This is a genomic window from Billgrantia sulfidoxydans (genome assembly GCF_017868775.1).
In the GTDB taxonomy this organism is placed as follows: Bacteria; Pseudomonadota; Gammaproteobacteria; order Pseudomonadales; family Halomonadaceae; genus Halomonas; species Halomonas sulfidoxydans.
On sequence record NZ_CP053381.1, the window covers coordinates 1,631,479 to 1,648,550 of the forward strand.

The 17,072-nt window shown below is 67.3% G+C and carries 17 protein-coding genes; 16 read left to right on the forward strand and 1 reads right to left on the reverse strand.

Annotation, left to right across the window (positions count from 1 at the left end; genetic code table 11):
- The first annotated feature begins 5 nt into the window (after positions 1–5).
- From fabD to HNO51_RS07700, 14 genes are all read left to right on the forward strand, one after another.
- A complete protein-coding gene (gene fabD / locus HNO51_RS07635) occupies positions 6–959 on the forward strand; it encodes an ACP S-malonyltransferase (protein ID WP_197450469.1) in 954 nt (317 codons plus the stop codon).
- 71 nt (positions 960–1,030) lie between these two features.
- Positions 1,031–1,774 carry a 3-oxoacyl-ACP reductase FabG gene (fabG, locus tag HNO51_RS07640; protein ID WP_197450470.1) on the forward strand — a complete coding sequence of 248 codons (744 nt, stop codon included), beginning with the start codon at positions 1,031–1,033 and terminating at the stop codon, positions 1,772–1,774.
- 122 nt (positions 1,775–1,896) lie between these two features.
- Positions 1,897–2,130 (forward strand): acyl carrier protein, encoded by a 234-nt coding sequence (acpP, locus tag HNO51_RS07645; protein ID WP_008956801.1) that lies wholly within the window; start codon positions 1,897–1,899, stop codon positions 2,128–2,130.
- A 189-nt stretch (positions 2,131–2,319) separates the two neighbouring features.
- Positions 2,320–3,561 carry a beta-ketoacyl-ACP synthase II gene (gene fabF, locus HNO51_RS07650; protein ID WP_422674263.1) on the forward strand — a complete coding sequence of 414 codons (1,242 nt, stop codon included), beginning with the start codon at positions 2,320–2,322 and terminating at the stop codon, positions 3,559–3,561.
- Positions 3,562–3,583: 22 nt separating this feature from the next.
- Positions 3,584–4,405, forward strand: a complete 822-nt coding sequence (gene pabC, locus HNO51_RS07655; protein WP_197450472.1) for an aminodeoxychorismate lyase — start codon at positions 3,584–3,586, stop codon at positions 4,403–4,405.
- Between the two features lie 93 nt (positions 4,406–4,498).
- Complete coding sequence (gene mltG / locus HNO51_RS07660; protein WP_197450473.1) at positions 4,499–5,503, forward strand: endolytic transglycosylase MltG; 1,005 nt, start codon at positions 4,499–4,501, stop codon at positions 5,501–5,503.
- Positions 5,504–5,527: 24 nt separating this feature from the next.
- Complete coding sequence (tmk, locus tag HNO51_RS07665; RefSeq protein ID WP_197450474.1) at positions 5,528–6,181, forward strand: dTMP kinase; 654 nt, start codon at positions 5,528–5,530, stop codon at positions 6,179–6,181.
- Positions 6,148–7,173 (forward strand): DNA polymerase III subunit delta', encoded by a 1,026-nt coding sequence (locus HNO51_RS07670; protein WP_197450475.1) that lies wholly within the window; start codon positions 6,148–6,150, stop codon positions 7,171–7,173. The genes tmk and HNO51_RS07670 overlap by 34 nt, the downstream gene beginning before the upstream one ends.
- Positions 7,174–7,197: 24 nt before the next feature.
- Positions 7,198–7,533: a PilZ domain-containing protein gene (locus HNO51_RS07675; RefSeq protein WP_197450476.1), complete on the forward strand. Its 336-nt coding sequence runs from the start codon at positions 7,198–7,200 to the stop codon at positions 7,531–7,533.
- 49 nt (positions 7,534–7,582) lie between these two features.
- Positions 7,583–8,428, forward strand: coding sequence for a TatD family hydrolase (locus HNO51_RS07680; protein ID WP_197450477.1), 846 nt, complete (start codon positions 7,583–7,585; stop codon positions 8,426–8,428).
- 30 nt (positions 8,429–8,458) lie between these two features.
- The gene (locus HNO51_RS07685; RefSeq protein WP_197450478.1) at positions 8,459–9,016 is read left to right on the forward strand and encodes a DUF1285 domain-containing protein; all 558 of its coding nucleotides are present in this window, start codon (positions 8,459–8,461) and stop codon (positions 9,014–9,016) included.
- On the forward strand, positions 9,013–11,244 hold the full coding sequence (locus HNO51_RS07690) for an ATP-dependent helicase (protein ID WP_197450479.1): 2,232 nt from the start codon (positions 9,013–9,015) through the stop codon (positions 11,242–11,244). Before HNO51_RS07685 ends, HNO51_RS07690 begins: the two co-directional genes overlap by 4 nt.
- Positions 11,241–12,062 carry a sulfurtransferase gene (locus HNO51_RS07695; RefSeq protein WP_209538864.1) on the forward strand — a complete coding sequence of 274 codons (822 nt, stop codon included), beginning with the start codon at positions 11,241–11,243 and terminating at the stop codon, positions 12,060–12,062. Before HNO51_RS07690 ends, HNO51_RS07695 begins: the two co-directional genes overlap by 4 nt.
- Positions 12,063–12,151: 89 nt before the next feature.
- The gene (locus HNO51_RS07700) at positions 12,152–13,132 is read left to right on the forward strand and encodes a Gfo/Idh/MocA family oxidoreductase (RefSeq protein WP_197450481.1); all 981 of its coding nucleotides are present in this window, start codon (positions 12,152–12,154) and stop codon (positions 13,130–13,132) included.
- Between the two features lie 92 nt (positions 13,133–13,224).
- Here the strand turns inward: HNO51_RS07700 and HNO51_RS07705 are convergent, their stop codons facing one another.
- A complete protein-coding gene (locus tag HNO51_RS07705) occupies positions 13,225–14,895 on the reverse strand; it encodes an electron transfer flavoprotein-ubiquinone oxidoreductase (RefSeq protein ID WP_197450482.1) in 1,671 nt (556 codons plus the stop codon).
- Between the two features lie 350 nt (positions 14,896–15,245).
- Here HNO51_RS07705 and HNO51_RS07710 point away from each other — a divergent pair, with 350 nt between their 5' ends.
- On the forward strand, positions 15,246–15,995 hold the full coding sequence (locus tag HNO51_RS07710; RefSeq protein WP_197450483.1) for an electron transfer flavoprotein subunit beta/FixA family protein: 750 nt from the start codon (positions 15,246–15,248) through the stop codon (positions 15,993–15,995).
- A 14-nt stretch (positions 15,996–16,009) separates the two neighbouring features.
- Positions 16,010–16,936 carry an electron transfer flavoprotein subunit alpha/FixB family protein gene (locus tag HNO51_RS07715; RefSeq protein WP_209538865.1) on the forward strand — a complete coding sequence of 309 codons (927 nt, stop codon included), beginning with the start codon at positions 16,010–16,012 and terminating at the stop codon, positions 16,934–16,936.
- The last annotated feature ends 136 nt before the right edge of the window (positions 16,937–17,072 follow it).

Here is a 17,072-nt window from a genome sequence, read left to right on the forward strand (position 1 = left end):
ATGACATGACTCAACCCCTTGCCCTCGTCTTTCCCGGGCAGGGCTCCCAGCAGGTGGGCATGCTGCGGGAGCTGGCGGAACGCTACAGCGTCGTGCGCACGACCTTCGAGGAGGCCGCCGATGCTCTGGGTTACGACCTGTGGAAGGTGGTCCAGGAGGGGCCCGGCGAGGCTCTCAACGCGACCGCCTGTACCCAGCCGGCACTGTTGACCGCCAGCGTGGCCATCTGGCGCGTCTGGCAGGAGCTGGAGGGACCGCGCCCAGGCGCCATGGCGGGTCATAGCCTGGGAGAATACAGCGCCATGGTGTGTGCCGGTGTCATGGGCTTCGCCGATGGCGTGCGCCTGGTGCGCCTGCGCGGCGAGGCGATGCAGGAAGCGGTGCCGGTCGGTCGTGGCGCCATGGCGGCCATCCTGGGGCTCGAGGATGCCACCGTTGAAACGGCCTGCGCCGAGGCCGCGCAGAATGAGGTGGTGGCGGCGGTGAACTACAATGCCCCGGGGCAGGTGGTGATCGCCGGCGACAAGGCCGCCGTGGAGCGGGCCATTGCCCTGTGCCAGGAGGCAGGAGCCAAGCGTGCCATGCCGCTGCCGGTGTCGGTGCCTTCGCACTGCGCCCTGATGCGTCCGGCCGCCGAACGGCTCAAGGCCGCCATGGCCGATCTCGACATGCGTCCGCCGCGCTATACCGTCTACCAGAACGTCGATGCCCAGGCGCATGCCGATGTCGAGACCCTGCGCACGCGCCTGGTCGAGCAGCTCTATCAGCCGGTGCGCTGGACCGCCTGCGTCGAGGCGATGGAGGCAGCGGGTGCCTCGGTCTTCATCGAGTGCGGGCCGGGCAAGGTGCTCACCGGCCTCGGCAAGCGCATTGCCAAGGGCAGCAAGGGGCTGGCGGTCAACGATCCCGACAGCCTCGAGGCGGCGCTTGGCCTGGCGCGTGAGGCGGTCGGCCAGTAAGGCACGGCCGGCCCATACAACGAGGGGCATCGAGCCCCAGGACCCAACAGCAGTCGGAGCGGGAACAGGTTATGTCCAGCGAACGCAGAATCGCCCTGGTGACCGGCGCCAGCCGCGGCATCGGTCAGGCCATTGCCCATGAGCTTGGCCGTCAGGGGCGCGTGGTGATCGGCACGGCCACCACGGAGTCGGGTGCGGCCAGGATCGACGAGGACCTGCGTGCCAACGGTATCGAGGGCGCCGGCAGGGCGCTCGACGTGACCGACCAGGCCAGTGTCGATGCGCTGGTCAAGGCCATCACCGAGGAGTTCGGGGCACCCACCATCCTGGTCAACAACGCCGGCATCACGCGGGACAACCTGCTGATGCGCATGAAGGAAGACGAGTGGGATGCGGTGCTCGACACCAACCTCAAGTCGGTCTATCGCGTCACCAAGGCGTGCCTGCGCGGCATGACCAAGGCCCGCTTCGGCCGTATCGTCAGCATCAGCTCGGTCGTGGCGACCATGGGCAATCTCGGCCAGACCAACTATGCTGCCGCGAAGGCAGGGATGGAGGGGTTCACTCGCGCCCTGGCGCGTGAGGTGGCGTCTCGGGCCATCACCGTCAATGCGGTGGCGCCGGGCTTCATTGCCACCGACATGACGCGGGCGCTGCCCGAAGAGCAGCATCAGGCGCTGCTGACCCAGATTCCGCTGGCGCGCCTCGGCGAGCCCGGGGAGATTGCGGCTGCCGTCGGTTTCCTGGCAAGCGACGCCGCTGGCTACATCACCGGCGAGACGCTGCAGGTCAACGGCGGCATGAACATGCGTTGAAGCCCCCGCGGGTCGGTGGTTGCGCCGACGGGGGGGCGTCTATAAACTACCCCGCAGCTTGAGTTTGCGGACCAAACGGCTGGTCATCTGAACGGCTAACTTGAACGACTGGAGTACGTATAATGAGCACCATCGAAGAGCGCGTGAAGAAGGTTGTGGCCGAGCGCCTGAACGTCAAGGAAGAGGACATCCAGAACAGCTCCTCCTTCACCGAGGACCTGGGCGCCGATTCCCTGGACACCGTCGAGCTGGTCATGGCGCTCGAAGAGGAATTCGATACCGAAATCCCCGATGAAGAAGCCGAGAAGATCACCACCGTTCAGGAAGCCATCGATTACGTCAACGCCCACCAGTAAGGGCGCGGTCGTCACCGCTTGCTGAGGTGAAGGGCCCTGCGAGGGCCCTGGAAAAGCCGTCCTGAGTCCCAGGGCGGCTTTTTGCTTTGTGTCGAGCCGTGGCTGCCCAAGCGAGGAGCATGTCCGGTATAATGCGCGCAATGACGGCCCTGGAGAAGGGCCGTGTCATCAAGGTTGTCTGGAGGATTTCTGATGGCTCGTAGAGTTGTGGTGACCGGGCTGGGGCTGGTCACGCCGGTGGGCAACACCGTCGAGGAGAGCTGGGAGAACATCCTGGCCGGCAACAGCGGTATTGCCCCTATCGAGCATTTCGATGCTGCCGGCTTCAACACTCGCTTCGGCGGTTCGGTCAAGAACTTCGACATCAGCCCGTACCTGAACCCGAAAGATGCGCGCAAGATGGACCTGTTCATCCAGTACGGCGTGGCGGCGGGAGCGCAGGCCATCCGGGATGCCGGCATCGAGTGCACCGAAGAGAACGCCGAGCGTATCGGCGTGGCGATCGGTTCCGGCATCGGCGGGCTGCCGATGATCGAACAGAACCACAACGCGATGCACAAGGGGGGGGCGCGTCGGATCTCGCCCTTCTTCGTGCCGGGATCCATCATCAACATGATCTCCGGCAACCTGGCCATCCAGCACGGCTTCCGCGGGCCCAACATCGCCATCACCACGGCCTGCACCACCGGCACCCACAACATCGGCTACAGTGCCCGCACCATCGCCTACGGCGATGCCGACGTGATGATCTGCGGCGGGGCCGAGATGGCCACCACGCCGCTGGGGCTGGGCGGGTTCTCCGCCGCTCGGGCGCTGTCGACCCGCAACGACGACCCCCAGGCCGCCAGTCGCCCCTGGGACCGCGACCGTGACGGCTTCGTGCTGTCTGACGGCGCGGGTATCCTGGTGCTGGAGGAGTACGAGCACGCCAAGGCGCGCGGGGCGCGGATCTATGCCGAGCTGACCGGCTTCGGCATGAGCGACGACGCCTACCACATGACCGCGCCGCCCGAGGACGGCAGCGGGGCGGCACTCTCCATGCGCAATGCCATCCGCGATGCGCGCATCGACCCCGCCCAGGTCGACTACATCAATGCGCATGGCACCTCGACGCCGGCGGGCGACCTGGCCGAGAGCCGAGCGGTCCGCAAGGTGATGGGCGAGGCGGCCAACTCGGTGGCGGTGAGTTCCACCAAGTCCATGATCGGCCATCTGCTGGGGGCCGCCGGCGCCGTCGAGGCGGTGTTCTGCATCCTGGCGATTCGTGACCAGGTGGCGCCACCGACGATCAACCTGGACAATCCCCAGGAGGGCTGCGACCTGGATTACGTGCCGCATACTGCGCGCGAGATGAAGATCGACGTGGCGCTGTCCAATTCGTTCGGCTTCGGTGGCACCAACGGGACCCTGGTCTTCTCCCGGCTGCGCTGAGCCGGGCTGTCGAGGGCGTGACATGACCCGGTCGCTATCGGATACGCCGATTGCCGCCGACGATCGCGGCCTGGCCTATGGCGACGGGCTGTTCGAGACCGTGCTGGTGCGCGATGGTGAACCCCAGCTGTGGCCGCAGCACATGGCCCGCCTGGCCAGGGGGTGCCGTGCCCTGGGCATTCCCATGCCCGCTGCCGCCGAACTCGACGGCCTGCCCGGCCAGGCGGGGGCCGGCCTCATGGTGCTCAAGCTGATCGTGACCCGAGGCAGTGGAGGCCGAGGCTACCTTCCCCCGTCACCGGCCGAGCCGCGCTTGCTGTGGCAGCTGTCCCGCTTCGCACCCCAGGTAGAGCGCTGGGAGGCGGGCGTGCGGGTGCGGCATTGCCGTTTGCAGTTGGGCATCCAGCCAGCGCTCGCGGGGCTCAAGCACCTCAATCGGCTCGAGAACGTACTGGCACGCAGCGAGTGGGACGACCCCGAGGTGGCCGAAGGGCTGCTCTGCGACAGCCAGGGGAGCCTGGTCGAAGCCACCTGCATGAACCTGTTCTGGCAGCGCCGGGGGCGCCTGGAGACGCCGCGGCTGGACGGTAGCGGCGTGGCCGGAACGCTGCGTGCGGCCCTGATGGAGCGCCTGCCGATCACGGAGGTCGTCGCGGGGCCGGAGGTGCTGGCCGAAGCCGAGGCCGTGTGGCTCGGCAATTCGCTCCAGGGGCTCTGGCCCGTGATACGTCTCGATACCGCCGATGGCGCCATGCAGCGGTGTTGGACGCTGGCCGGCCTCCGCCGCGACATCCAGCGCGAGGCCCATGAGCTGCTGGGATACCCGGCCGAATTTGGGCATTGAGCTGCGCGGCTGGGCATGCGAAGCGAGATTCGCCGGCCTGGTTCCGCGGACGGAATGTACTGGGCAATGAAGAGTGGGCAACGAGGAAGACGCATGCTGCGTTTGGTGAAGTTTCTGGTGGTGTTGGCCCTCCTGGCCGCCGTGGCGGCCTTCGCCGGCTATCGCTATTGGCAGAGCCGGCTCGAGGCGCCCATTGCGGTGGAGGAGGAGACCCTCTACGAGGTGCCGCGCGGGGCGGGGTACAACCGGGTGATCGCGGATCTGGCGGCACGCGGTGCGATCGAGGACGAGTGGGCGTTTCGCCTGTTGACGCGGATCGAGCCCGAGGCGATCCCCCAGCTGCGCACCGGCGAGTACATGCTCGAGCCGGGCATGAGCGGGCGCGAGCTGATCGAGCTGCTCGGCAGCGATCGCGTCGTCACCTACCCGTTGACCATCCCCGAAGGTTGGACCTTCCGCCAGATGCGCGCCCGACTCGATGCCGCCGCCAAGCTCGAGAACCGTACCGCGGATCTTAGCGATGAAGAGATCATGGCGCTGCTCGAGCGCGAGGGACGGCACCCCGAGGGCTGGTTCTTCCCCGATACCTATCGCTACCACAAGGGCATGAGCGACGTGGATATCCTGCGCCAGGCGCTTGCACGCATGGAGCAAGTGCTGGACGAGGTCTGGGAGGCGCGTAGCGACAACCTGCCCATCGAGACGCCCTACGAGGCGCTGATCATGGCCTCGCTGATCGAGCGCGAGACCGGCGCTCCCGAGGAGCGTCGCGAAATCGCCGGTGTCTTCAAGCGGCGCCTGGAGCGCGGCATGCGCCTGCAGACCGACCCTACCGTGATCTATGGCATGGGCGAGCGCTACGAAGGACGCATCACCCGCGCCGACCTGCAGGAATCGACCCCATACAACACCTATACCATCGACGGAATGCCGCCAACGCCCATCGCCATGCCGGGGCGCGCCTCGCTCGAGGCCGCCGTCGACCCGCTGCCCGGCGAGACCCTTTACTTCGTTTCGCGGGGCGACGGTACGCACCATTTCTCACGTACGCTGCGCGAACACAACAATGCCGTGAACCGCTACATCCGCAACCGTTGAGCGGCCGGACGCACAGGAGCCCCGATGCAACAGCGTGGACGATTCATCACCCTGGAAGGCGGCGAGGGAGTCGGCAAGTCGACCAACCTGGCGTGGGTGGCTCAATGGTTGACGGCGCATGGCGTCGAGGTGGTGCGCACCCGGGAGCCGGGAGGTACGCCGCGAGCCGAAGCCATTCGTGAACTGCTGCTCTCACCGCAAGCCGACGAGCCGCTCGACGCCGATGCCGAGCTGCTGCTGGTGTTCGCCGCTCGCGCTCAGCACCTGGCGCAGCGTATTCGCCCGGCGCTCGCCCGCGGCGCCTGGGTGCTCTGCGATCGTTTCACCGATGCCACCTTCGCCTACCAGGGCGGGGGACGTGGCATCGACCCGGCACGTATCGCCGAACTGGAGCGCTTCGTGCAGCAGGGCCTAGAGCCGGACCTGACGCTGCTGCTCGATATGCCGGTGGACGCGGCCCAGCGGCGCCTGCAGGGCCGTTTGGCAGCTGGCGGCCATACCCGCGATCGTTTCGAGCAGGAGCATTCCGCCTTCTTCGAGGCCGTGCGTGGCGTCTACCTGGCACGGGCCAGGGCGGCGCCCCGACGGGTGGCGGTCATCGATGCCGACGCCCCCTTGGAAACCGTGCAGGCGCGCCTTTCGGCATGCCTGGAAGAGCGAGTGAGGGAGTGGCTGTGAGCGAGCCCTCCCTGCCGATCCCGCTGCCGTGGCACGAGCCGTTGTGGCGTCGGTTCCTGGCGCTGTACCGTGGCGCTCGGCTGCCTCATGCGTTGTTGCTCTCGGGGCCGCATGGCGTCGGCAAGCAGCGCTTCGCCGATGCCCTGGTCGCACAGCTCCTGTGCACCTCGCCGGGCGAGGTGGCCTGCGGCCAGTGCCACGGCTGCCGCATGCTGGCGTCCGGCTATCATCCCGACCTGCTGCGCGTGTCGCCTGATGAGGGCAAGCGGCAGATCCGTATCGACCCCATTCGCGAGGTCAACGCCTTCGTCGCCCAGACGGCCCAGCAGGGCGGCCATCGCGTGATCGTGCTGTCGCCGGCCGAGGCGATGAACGTGGCCGCCGCCAACGCCTTGCTCAAGAGCCTGGAGGAGCCGGGGGAGCGCACCCAGTTCGTGCTGCTGGCGGACGTGCCCTCGCGCATGCTGGCCACCATTCGCTCGCGCTGCCAGCACTGGAGCCTGCCGTCGCCTTCACCCGAGCATAGCCTGGCGTGGCTGGGCGAGCAGCTGGGCAGTCGTGAGGAAGCCGCGTTCTGGTACCGGGTCTCGGGCGGCCTGCCGCTGCTGGCGGTCGAGCTGGCGACCCCCGACTCCCGGGCGCTGCGCAACCAGTTGCACGAGACCTTCGATGCCCTGGTGCGCGGCGCCGAGCCGGTGGCCGAGGCGGCGCGCCTCGACCGCCAGTCCCTGGAATCGATCCTGTGGTACGGTATTGCCTGGCTCGAGGATCTCATTCGCCTGGGCCTGTCGGGAGAGGCCGACGAGGTGCGCAATCCCGACCTGCTGCCGCTGTTCCGCCAGGCGGTCAAGAACGCCCGGGTGCAGGATTGGTTCCGGCTGCTGGACTTTGCCCGCGAGCAGCGCCGACTGTTGGCAGCGGGCGGCAACCCCAATCCCCAGCTGGTCCTCGAGGCCTGGCTGGTCCGCTGGTCGACCCTGCTGCGCTCCTGAGCGGGGCGAAAGGGAGGAGCACTCATGGCGCCGCAGAAGGCCCTGTCATTGACGATCCAGGACGAGCAGACGCTGCTCTCCGCCTATATGCCGCTGCTGGAGCGGGGCGGCATCTTCGTGCCCACTCGCGAGCGCTACGAGCTGGGCCAGGAGGTCTATCTGCTGCTGACCCTGCCCGGCGAGAGCGAGCGGGTCCCGGTGACCGGCCAGGTCGTCTGGGTCTCGCCCGATGGCGTGGCGGGGCGGCGGGTGCCGGGTATCGGTATCCACTTCAGCCCCGAGGACCACGGCGTGCGAGACCGCATCGAGACCCTGCTGGCCGGGCAACTGGACAAGGGCGCCCCGACCTATACCCTGTGAGCGGACAGCACTGCGTTCCGCGCCATACACCTGACGAGTTTCCCCCTGCATGTTTGTCGATTCGCACTGCCACCTCGACCGCCTCGACCCCGCCACTCACGAGGGCAGCCTCGCCGCCGCCCTGCAGGCGGCCCGGGCTCGCGACGTACGCCAGTTCCTGGCCGTCGCCGTGACGCTGGACGACGTGCCGACGCTGGCCGGGATCGCCCGGGAGCACGCCGACGTGGCGATTTCCGCCGGCGTGCATCCGCTGCATCTGCTCGACTGCGAACCCGAGCTCGAGAGCATCAAGGAGACCGCCGAGCGTTTCGGAGTCGTGGCCATCGGCGAGTGCGGCCTGGACTACCATTATCTCGACAAGGCGCCCGAGCGCGTGCCGTCGCGGGAGATCCAGCGTGAACGCTTCCGCCGCCAGCTGGTCGCCGCCACCGAGCTCGAGCTGCCGGTGATCGTGCATACCCGCGACGCCCGCGAGGACACCCTGGCGCTGATTCGCGAGCACAGCGACCCGGCCATCGGCGGGGTGCTGCACTGTTTCACCGAGGACCTCGAGATGGCACGGGAGGCAGTGCGCCACGGTTTCTACATCTCGCTGTCGGGTATCGTCACCTTCCGCAACGCCGAGTCACTGCGCGAGGTGGCTCGCCGGGTGCCGCTCGACCGCCTGCTGATCGAGACCGACAGCCCCTACCTGGCACCGGTGCCGCATCGCGGCCGGCCCAACGAGCCGGCCTGGGTGGTGGAAGTGGCGCATTGCATCGCCGGCGAGCGCGGCATCAGCGTCGAGGAGGTGGCCATGCAGACCACGGCCAATTTCTACCGGCTGTTTCGTCACGCCGCTCCCGAGGTGTCCGCCGAGACACGAGAGGTGTTGGCGCGGGCCGGTCTGGTATAGCCGGAAAACGACGAAATATCGGGGGCAAGCATGAATCTGGATCCGCTGCTCAACCATGTAGTAGCCGATGGTGCCATTCCGCCAGTGGACCGCTGGCAGCCGACCCAGACAGGGGAAATGGATCTGGAAATCGCCGCCGACGGCCGCTGGTTCCATGACGGCCGCGAGATGTCACGGCCGCGCCTGGTGCGGCTGCTCTCGACGCTGCTGCGCCGAGAGGAGGACGGCCACTACTACCTGGTGACACCGGTGGAGAAGCAGCGCATCCGCGTGGTCGACCGGCCCTTTATCGTGGTCGACGCCGAGCACGACGAAGCCGCCGGCGACTGGTGGCTGACGACCCACGCCGGCGATCGCCTGCGCCTGGATGAGGAGCACCGGCTGCGCGTCAGCGCCACGCCCGATGGCGTCCTGGTGCCTGAGGTCCCGGTGCGCTTCGGCCTTGCCGCCCGCCTGGGGCGTAACGTCTACTACCGCCTGGTGGAGCACGCCGAGCAGCGGCAAGCAGAGGGTGGCGTGATCGAGCTGGGGCTTACCAGCGACGGCTGCTGGCAACCCCTGGGCGAACTGCCCGACGAGGCTTCGTGAGGCTGACGGAAGAGCAGCGTGCCGTCGTCGAGCATGGTGCCGGCCATGCGCGGGTCGCTGCCGTGGCGGGCGCCGGCAAGACCACCACCCTGGTCGCTCGCGTGCTGCACCTGCTCGAGCGCGGCGTACCGGCGAGCCGGATCCTGGTGCTGATGTTCAATCGCTCGGCGCGCGAGGATTTCCAGCGGCGGCTCGTCGAGATGGCCCCCGCCGGACAGCGCCTGCCCGACGTGCGCACTTTCCATTCGCTGGGGCATCGCCTGACCGCCAGCCTGACCCGCTGGGGGGCGCTGGCCCCGCGCCGGCTGGTGGCCGCCGACTGGCAGGTCGAGCGGCTGCTGCGCCAGGCGACCCTCGAGGTGCTGGAGGATGACGAGCGGCGCGAGCTGGCACTGGAAGCCGATACCCTGGAGGCACTGGCGCACTTCTGCGGGCTGGTGAAGGCCGAGATGGTGCCGGCGGCCACGCTGCTGGAACGGCTCGACCATGACGAGGGCTGCGAACACTTCGCTGCGGCCTTCGAACGGCTCGAGGCGCTGCTGGCCGAGCACAGCCTGATGACCTACTCGGACCTGCTCTACCGCCCCCTGCGTGCACTGGAAGCCGACCCCGGCCTGGTGCGGCGGGTCCAGGGCTTCCTCGATCAGGCGATCATCGACGAGTACCAGGACATCAACCAGGCTCAGCTGCGCCTGCTGGCGCTGCTTGCCGGCCGCCATGCCGACGTGATGGCGGTAGGGGATGCCAACCAGTGCATCTACGAGTGGCGCGGCGCCCATCCCGACACCATGCGCGAGCACTTCACCGCGACCTTCGGTGCGGCCATCGACTACCCGCTCTCGACCACCTTTCGCCATGGCCATGCGCTGGCGCTGCTGGCCAACCATGCCATTGCCGCCAACCGTCGGCGCCCCGACCAGCTGTGCCTGGCCGCGCCCGGCAACCCGAACACGGCACTGGCCATCGAGCAGGGCAGTGCGGCGCTCTTGACGACGCTCGACCGCTGGTGCCGCGCGGCAAGAACGCTCGACGAGGCATGCCTGCTGGTGCGCAGTTGGGCGCTGTCGGTTCCCGTACAGCTGCAGCTGCTGCAGGCCGGGATTCCGTTCCGCCTCTCCCGTGAGGATCGCTTCGTCTTTCGCCTGCCGCTGGTCCAGGCCCTGGCCGGCTACCTGCGTCTGGCGCGCACGCCGACCCTGCTGCACGACCCGGCGCACCTGCTGCGCCTGCTCGAGCAGCCCACGCCCTTCGTTGCCCGCGAGCGCCTCGCTGCCCTGGCGCAGCGTCTGGCGCAGACCCAGCACTATCCCGAGCGCGACGATCCCCTGCTGGCGGGCCTCAAGCCCGTGCAGCGACGCAACCTGAAGCGCCGCTGGGCGCTGCTTTGCGAGCTGCCGCGGCTCGGCGCCTGGCCGCCGGCGCGCCTGCTGGCACACATCGTCGAGGCGCTGGATGCCGAAAAGGTGCTCAAGCGTGCCGCCGCGCGTCGTGAGAAGGGCGAAGAAGACGTGCGCCTGCTCGACGTGCTGGTCGAGCAGGCCGGCGAGACACAGGACATCGACACCTTCCTCGAACTGCTCGAACGTCCCGTGGAGAATCATGCCGATGGCCTTTTGATCACCACCGTGCATGGGGCGAAGGGGCTGGAGTGGCCGCTGGTGGTGGTCGCCGGCGTCAACGAGGAGGATTTCCCGCATTACAGCCGCGACAACCCGCTCTCTCCCGAGCGCCTGGAAGAGGAGAGGCGGTTGTTCTACGTCGCCGTGACGCGGGCCCGCGAACGTCTGATGCTGCTGCACGACGGCGGCGATCATCGCCCCAGCCGCTTCCTGTCCGAGACGGCCTGGGAGGACTGTCAACACGTCGCGGCCCGGCTGGCGGAACCGGCGGCAGGCGATGCCGTCCTGGCGGTGGCGTCGCCCGGGCTGGTCTCGCGTTACCTGGCCGCCGTCGGCTACGCTGGCATCGAACTGACGCAACGGGGGCACGCGGTCGGCGAGCCGGGCGCGGCCTATGCCATACCGCCCTATCATCCCGGACAGCGGCTGCGACATGCGGTATTCGGCGAGGGAGTGGTCGTGGTGGTGGAGGGCGACCCCGCTGACCCGGTGATCGAGGTAAACTTCAAGCAGGCCGGGCGGCGTCGCTTGCTCGCCTGCCGGGCGCCCATTGAACTGCTCGCTGGCATGAAGGAGCCCACAGCGTCCATCCAAGGAGAACGCGCATGAGCCAGGTACTCATCTCGGCCAAGGAACTCGCCGATTCGCTGCAAGGCGGCCATCCCCCGCGAGTGCTCGACTGCCGCGCGCGGCTGGGCGACGGTGATGCCGGTCGTCGGCTGTGGGAAGCCGGCCATGTGCCCGGTAGTCTGCATCTCGACCTCGATCGCGACCTGGCGGCCGAACCCGGCGGGGGCGGTCGCCATCCTCTGCCCACCCCCGAGGCCTTTGTCGCCACGCTGCAGCGGCTCGGCATCTCCCCGGACGTTGCCGTGGTGGTGCTGGACGACATGGGCGGTCAGCTGGCCGCAGCGCGGGCCTGGTGGATGCTGGCCGTGTGGGCGGGACACCCCGACGTCCGCGTACTCGACGGAGGGCTGCGCGCCTGGCAGGAGGAGGGCGGCGAGCTCATGCTGGGGCAGGAAGTGCGACCCGAGCCGAGCCGCTGGCAGCCGAGTTTCGACGATAGGGCCTTCATGAGCGCAGACGAAGTCTTCTCCGGGCGGGAACTCAAGCTCGATGCCCGCAGCGAGGAGCGCTTCCGCGGCGAGGCCGAGCCCATCGATCCGGTGGCCGGGCACATTCCCGGAGCAGTGTGCCGCCCCAGCGCCGCCAATCTCACCGAAGCGGGGCGTTTCAAGTCTTCCGAGGTGCTGGACGCCGAGCTTCCCCCTGACGAGGCGGTGGTGGCCTACTGTGGTTCCGGTGTGACCGCCTGCCACAACGTCCTGGCCTATGCCGTTGCCGGTCGCGCTCTGCCTCGGCTCTATCCGGGATCGTGGAGCGAATGGATTCGAGACCCGTCGAGACCAGTGGCGCGTGGCTGACTGAACTAGGCTTTACTCATGCGAGTGATCTCTTGCGTCAGCCGATGGGCTTCAGCGAATGGCGGACAAGGAAACCGAGGGAGAACACCATGAATTTTGCCCTCATCGGTGCTGCCGGATACATCGCGCCTCGCCACATGCAGGCCATCAAGGAGATGGGACACGCCCTGGTGGCGGCTTACGACATCAACGATTCGGTAGGCATCATCGACTCCATCTCCACCGAATGCGCTTTCTTCACCGAATTCGAGAGTTTCATGGAGCACGCCTGGTGGCTCAGGCGGCAGCGGGGCAGGGGAATCGACTACTGGGTGGTCTGTTCTCCCAACCACCTGCACAGCGCCCATATCACCGCCGGTCTGTATCTGGGCTGCGACGTGATCTGCGAGAAGCCGCTGGTGTCGACGCCGGCTCAGCTCGATGAGCTGCGCAGTATCGAGCAGGAGACCGGACATCGGGTCTACAGCATCATGCAATTGCGCCACCACCCGGCCATCCACGAGCTGCGCGACAAGGTGATGCACGAGCAGCGCAATGGACGATACGAGGTCGAGCTGACCTACGTCACGGTACGCGGCCCCTGGTACCTGGCCAGTTGGAAAGGCGATCCACGCAAGTCGTTCGGCGTGATGGCGGAAATCGGCATCCACTTCTTCGACATGCTGCATGTGATCTTCGGTGGGCTCGAGAGCCAGGCGCTGCACTACCATGACGAGCACAAGGCTGCCGGCTACCTCGAGTATGAAAAGGCCCGGGTGCGCTGGTTCCTCTCCATCGATGCCGAGGACCTGCCCGAACGTGCCAGCGGTCAGTCATCCACGTTCCGCAGCATCGCCTGCGACGGGGAGGAGTTCGAGTTCTCCAGCGGCTTCAACGACCTGCACACCGTCAGCTATCGCGAAATTCTCGCCGGCCGTGGTTTCGGCATCGAGGCCGTGCGCCACTGCCTCGAGACCGTACATGGGCTGAGTCTGGACACCCCGGCGCTGCCACGCGAGGGGGAGGCGCACCCCCGGCTGTCCCGACTGGTGCCGGTATCCTCACGGGCCGCCGTCGATCGCCGCCACTGAGTGAGGGGCGGCGATCGGCGATGGCCCTGGGGCTTCGCCGCAACCACGAAGGGCGCGCCAATGGCACGCCCTTCGCTTGTTCGCTACCGCTGCTACATGTTGGGGTAGTTGGGCCCGCCGCCGCCTTCGGGCGCTACCCACTTGATGTTCTGCGCCGGGTCCTTGATGTCGCAGGTCTTGCAGTGCACGCAGTTCTGGAAGTTGATCTGGAATCGCGGCTTGCCGTCGTCGTCCTCGACCACTTCGTAGACCCCGGCCGGGCAGTAACGCTGGGCCGGTTCGGCGTACTTGGGCAGGTTCTCGCGAATGGGAAGCTCCGGGTCCAGCAGCTTCAGGTGGCTCGGCTGGTCCTCCTCGTGATTGGTGTTCGACAGGAACACCGAGGAGAGCTTGTCGAAGGAGAGCTTGCCGTCGGGCTTGGGGTAATCGATCTTCTCGAACTCGGCGGCCGGCTTCAGGGCCGCGTGATCCGGGGTGGTGTCGTGAAGGTTGGGCAGCTTGCCGCCGAGCAGTTGGTTGACAAAGTTGTAGGCACCACCGCCCACGGTGCCGTACTTGTGAAGCGCCGGGCCGAAGCTGGCGGTCTCCTTGAGCTCGGCGTAGGCCCAGCTCGACTCCCACTTCTCGCTGAAGGCGGTCAGCTCCTGGCCCCCTTCGTCGCCGCCGGCGATGGCCTCGAACACCGCCTCGGCGGCCACCAGGCCGGATTTCATCGCCGTGTGCAGGCCCTTGATCTTGGCGAAGTTCAGCGTGCCGGCGTCGCAGCCGATCAGCAGCCCGCCGGGGAAGGTCATCTTCGGCAGGCAGTTGAGGCCGCCCTTGGTGATGGCCCGCGCGCCATAGGCGACCCGCTTGCCGCCCTCAAGATGCTTGGCCAATACCGGATGATGCTTCATGCGCTGGAACTCGTCGAACGGCGAGAGCCAGGGGTTCTGGTAGGAGAGGTCCATGATCAGGCCGACGACCACCTGATGGTTTTCGGCGTGATAGAGGAACCAGCCGCCGTGGGTGTCCTTGGCCAGCGGCCAGCCCGAACCATGCAGGACCAGCCCCGGCTCGTGCTGCTCGGCGGGGATGTCCCACAGCTCCTTGAGGCCGATACCGTAATGCTGGGGGTCGCGACCCTCGTCGAGCCTGAAGCGCGAGATCAGCCCTTTGCCCAGATGGCCGCGGGCGCCCTCGGCGAACAGGGTGTACTTGGCGCGCAGCTCCATGCCCGGCATATAGCTATCCTTGGGCGTACCGTCGGCGGCCACGCCCATGTCGCCGATGAGGATGCCGCGCACGGTGCCGTCGTCGTCGTGAATGACCTCCTGGGCGGCGAAGCCGGGGAACACCTCGACGCCGAGTTCCTCGGCCTGTTCGGCCAGCCAGCGGCACAGGTTGCCGGCGCTGATCACGTAGCGCGTGAGGTCGCCGCCGGTATTGTGCATGCTCTTCGGCACCAGGGCGTTGGGCAGCTTCTGGGCTTTCTGGGCGTCCCTGAGCAGGTAGACCTCATCGCGGGTGGCCGGGGTGGTCAGCGGCGCGCCGCGCGCCTCCCAGTCGGGGAACAGCTCGGCCAGCGCGCGGGGCTCGAACACGGCGCCCGAGAGAATGTGGGCACCGACTTCGGAACCCTTTTCCACCACGCACACCGACAGCTCCTGGCCGGCCTCGCCCGCCTGCTGCATCAGGCGGCAGGCGGCCGACAGGCCCGAGGGGCCTGCGCCGACGATCACCACGTCGAAGTCCATCGAATCGCGTTCTACTTGCTCAGACATCCACTCGCTCCTCCCTCGGTTTCGGCGTCGGAGCAGCTGCCACCAACGTCGAAGGAAAATAAAACGGTCGTTTGCTTCTCGATATTCTCCATGATAGGCATAATAAACGACTCAGGACAGCCCTACGATGGCAATGTATGACGCCACCACCCGCAGCGGCGGGGAAGGGATTGTTGCGACAGGCCTGGCTGTGGCAAATTGGCAAGGTTTTGCGAGACGGCGCCTATCAAACGCTTGCATGAAACGTATAAAGGAATAGCAAACGGTTCTAAGGGGTCGCTGACCTTTAGCGAAGGACGTCAGCGAGTCCAAAACCAAACGGTTCACCCACTGAACCAAGCGAGGACACCATGAAAGTACTCGTCGCGGTCAAACGCGTCATCGACTACAACGTCAAGATCCGCGTCAAGCCGGATCACTCCGACGTCGACCTCACCAACGTCAAGATGGCCATGAACCCCTTCTGCGAGATCGCCGTGGAAGAGGCGGTGCGGCTGAAGGAGCGAGGGGTCGCCACCGAGGTGGTCGCCGTGACCGTCGGCCCCAAGGCCGCCCAGGAGCAGCTGCGCACCGCGCTGGCGCTGGGTGCCGACCGCGCCGTGCATGTCGAGACCGAAGAGCGCGTCGAGTCGCTGGCCGCGGCCAAGCTGCTGGCCAAGGTGGTGGAAGAGGAGCAGCCCGGTCTCGTCATTCTCGGCAAGCAGGCCATCGACACCGACAACAACCAGACCGGGCAGATGCTCGCCGCCCTGGCCGGCCTGCCCCAGGGCACCTTCGCCTCGGAAGTGAAGGTCGAGAACGACAAGGTCCAGGTCACGCGTGAGGTCGACGGCGGCCTGCAGACCGTCGAGCTGACCCTGCCGGCGGTGATCACCACCGACCTGCGCCTCAACGAGCCGCGCTACGCCAAGCTGCCCGACATCATGAAGGCCAAGAAGAAGCCGCTCGACGTCAAGTCGCCGGCGGACCTCGGCGTCGAGGTGACAAGCCGGCTGACGCTGGAGAAGGTCGAGTCACCGGCCGAGCGCAAGGGCGGCATCAAGGTGGGCTCCGTCGACGAGCTCGTGGACAAACTCAAGAACGAAGCCAAAGTGCTTTGAGGGGAGCCGATTTCATGAGCATCCTGGTACTTGCAGAACATCACGACGGCCAGCTCGCCGGCGCCACCGCCCATGTGGTCGCGGCGGCCCAGGCGATTGGCGGCGACATCGACGTGCTGGTGGCCGGCGAGAACGTCGGTGCCGTGGCCGAGGCCGCCGCCAGGCTCGACGGCGTGAGCAAGGTGCGGGTGGCCGACCACGCCGCCTATGCCCACCAGCTCGCCGAGCCCCTGGGCGCGCTGCTGGTCGAGCTCGCCGGCGACTACCGCCACGTGCTGGCCGCCGCCTCCACCACCGGCAAGAACGTGCTGCCGCGCGTCGCCGCCCTGAAGGACGTCAGCCAGATCTCCGAGATCGTCGAAGTGGTTGATGGCGACACCTTCAAGCGCCCCATCTATGCCGGCAATGCCATTGCCACGGTCAAGAGCGCCGACGCGCTCAAGGTGATCACCGTGCGCACCACGGCGTTCGATGCGGTGGCAGAGGGCGGCAGCGCCAGCGTCGAGAGCGTCGAGTTCGTGGCCGAGAATAGCCAGTCCACCTTCCTCAAGCAGGAGCTGGCCCAGAGCGACCGTCCCGAACTGGGCGGGGCGCGGGTGGTCATCTCCGGCGGTCGCGGCATGGGCAGCGGCGAGAACTTCAAGCTGCTCGAGGGTATCGCCGACAAGCTGGGCGCGGCCATCGGTGCCTCGCGTGCCGCGGTGGACGCCGGCTTCGTGCCCAACGACATGCAGGTCGGCCAGACCGGCAAGATCGTCGCGCCGGAGCTCTACATCGCCGTGGGCATTTCCGGGGCGATCCAGCACCTGGCCGGCATGAAGGACTCCAAGGTGATCGTGGCGATCAACAAGGACGAGGAGGCGCCGATCTTCCAGGTGGCCGATTACGGCCTGGTCGGTGACCTGTTCGAGATCCTGCCGGAGCTGGAACAGAAGCTTTAAGAAGAAGATCGGGATCTTCCAAGTCGCGCTCTCGACAGTCAGCGGCCTGGTCGGTGACCTGTTCGAGATCCTACCGGAGCTCGAGAGCAAGCTGTAAAACGCACCCATGCGTGACGAAGCCGGCCCTATGGCCGGC

What these genes read in the sequence shown, in the direction of transcription:
- fabD (WP_197450469.1), top strand. Translation starts at nt 6, where the DNA reads ATGACTCAACCCCTTGCCCTCGTCTTTCCCGGGCAGGGCTCCCAGCAG.
- fabG (WP_197450470.1), top strand. Translation starts at nt 1,031, where the DNA reads ATGTCCAGCGAACGCAGAATCGCCCTGGTGACCGGCGCCAGCCGCGGC.
- acpP (WP_008956801.1), top strand. Translation starts at nt 1,897, where the DNA reads ATGAGCACCATCGAAGAGCGCGTGAAGAAGGTTGTGGCCGAGCGCCTG.
- pabC (WP_197450472.1), top strand. Translation starts at nt 3,584, where the DNA reads ATGACCCGGTCGCTATCGGATACGCCGATTGCCGCCGACGATCGCGGC.
- mltG (WP_197450473.1), top strand. Translation starts at nt 4,499, where the DNA reads ATGCTGCGTTTGGTGAAGTTTCTGGTGGTGTTGGCCCTCCTGGCCGCC.
- tmk (WP_197450474.1), top strand. Translation starts at nt 5,528, where the DNA reads ATGCAACAGCGTGGACGATTCATCACCCTGGAAGGCGGCGAGGGAGTC.
- HNO51_RS07670 (WP_197450475.1), top strand. Translation starts at nt 6,148, where the DNA reads ATGCCTGGAAGAGCGAGTGAGGGAGTGGCTGTGAGCGAGCCCTCCCTG.
- HNO51_RS07675 (WP_197450476.1), top strand. Translation starts at nt 7,198, where the DNA reads ATGGCGCCGCAGAAGGCCCTGTCATTGACGATCCAGGACGAGCAGACG.
- HNO51_RS07680 (WP_197450477.1), top strand. Translation starts at nt 7,583, where the DNA reads ATGTTTGTCGATTCGCACTGCCACCTCGACCGCCTCGACCCCGCCACT.
- HNO51_RS07685 (WP_197450478.1), top strand. Translation starts at nt 8,459, where the DNA reads ATGAATCTGGATCCGCTGCTCAACCATGTAGTAGCCGATGGTGCCATT.
- HNO51_RS07695 (WP_209538864.1), top strand. Translation starts at nt 11,241, where the DNA reads ATGAGCCAGGTACTCATCTCGGCCAAGGAACTCGCCGATTCGCTGCAA.
- HNO51_RS07700 (WP_197450481.1), top strand. Translation starts at nt 12,152, where the DNA reads ATGAATTTTGCCCTCATCGGTGCTGCCGGATACATCGCGCCTCGCCAC.
- HNO51_RS07705 (WP_197450482.1), bottom strand. Translation starts at nt 14,895, where the DNA reads ATGTCTGAGCAAGTAGAACGCGATTCGATGGACTTCGACGTGGTGATC.
- HNO51_RS07710 (WP_197450483.1), top strand. Translation starts at nt 15,246, where the DNA reads ATGAAAGTACTCGTCGCGGTCAAACGCGTCATCGACTACAACGTCAAG.
- HNO51_RS07715 (WP_209538865.1), top strand. Translation starts at nt 16,010, where the DNA reads ATGAGCATCCTGGTACTTGCAGAACATCACGACGGCCAGCTCGCCGGC.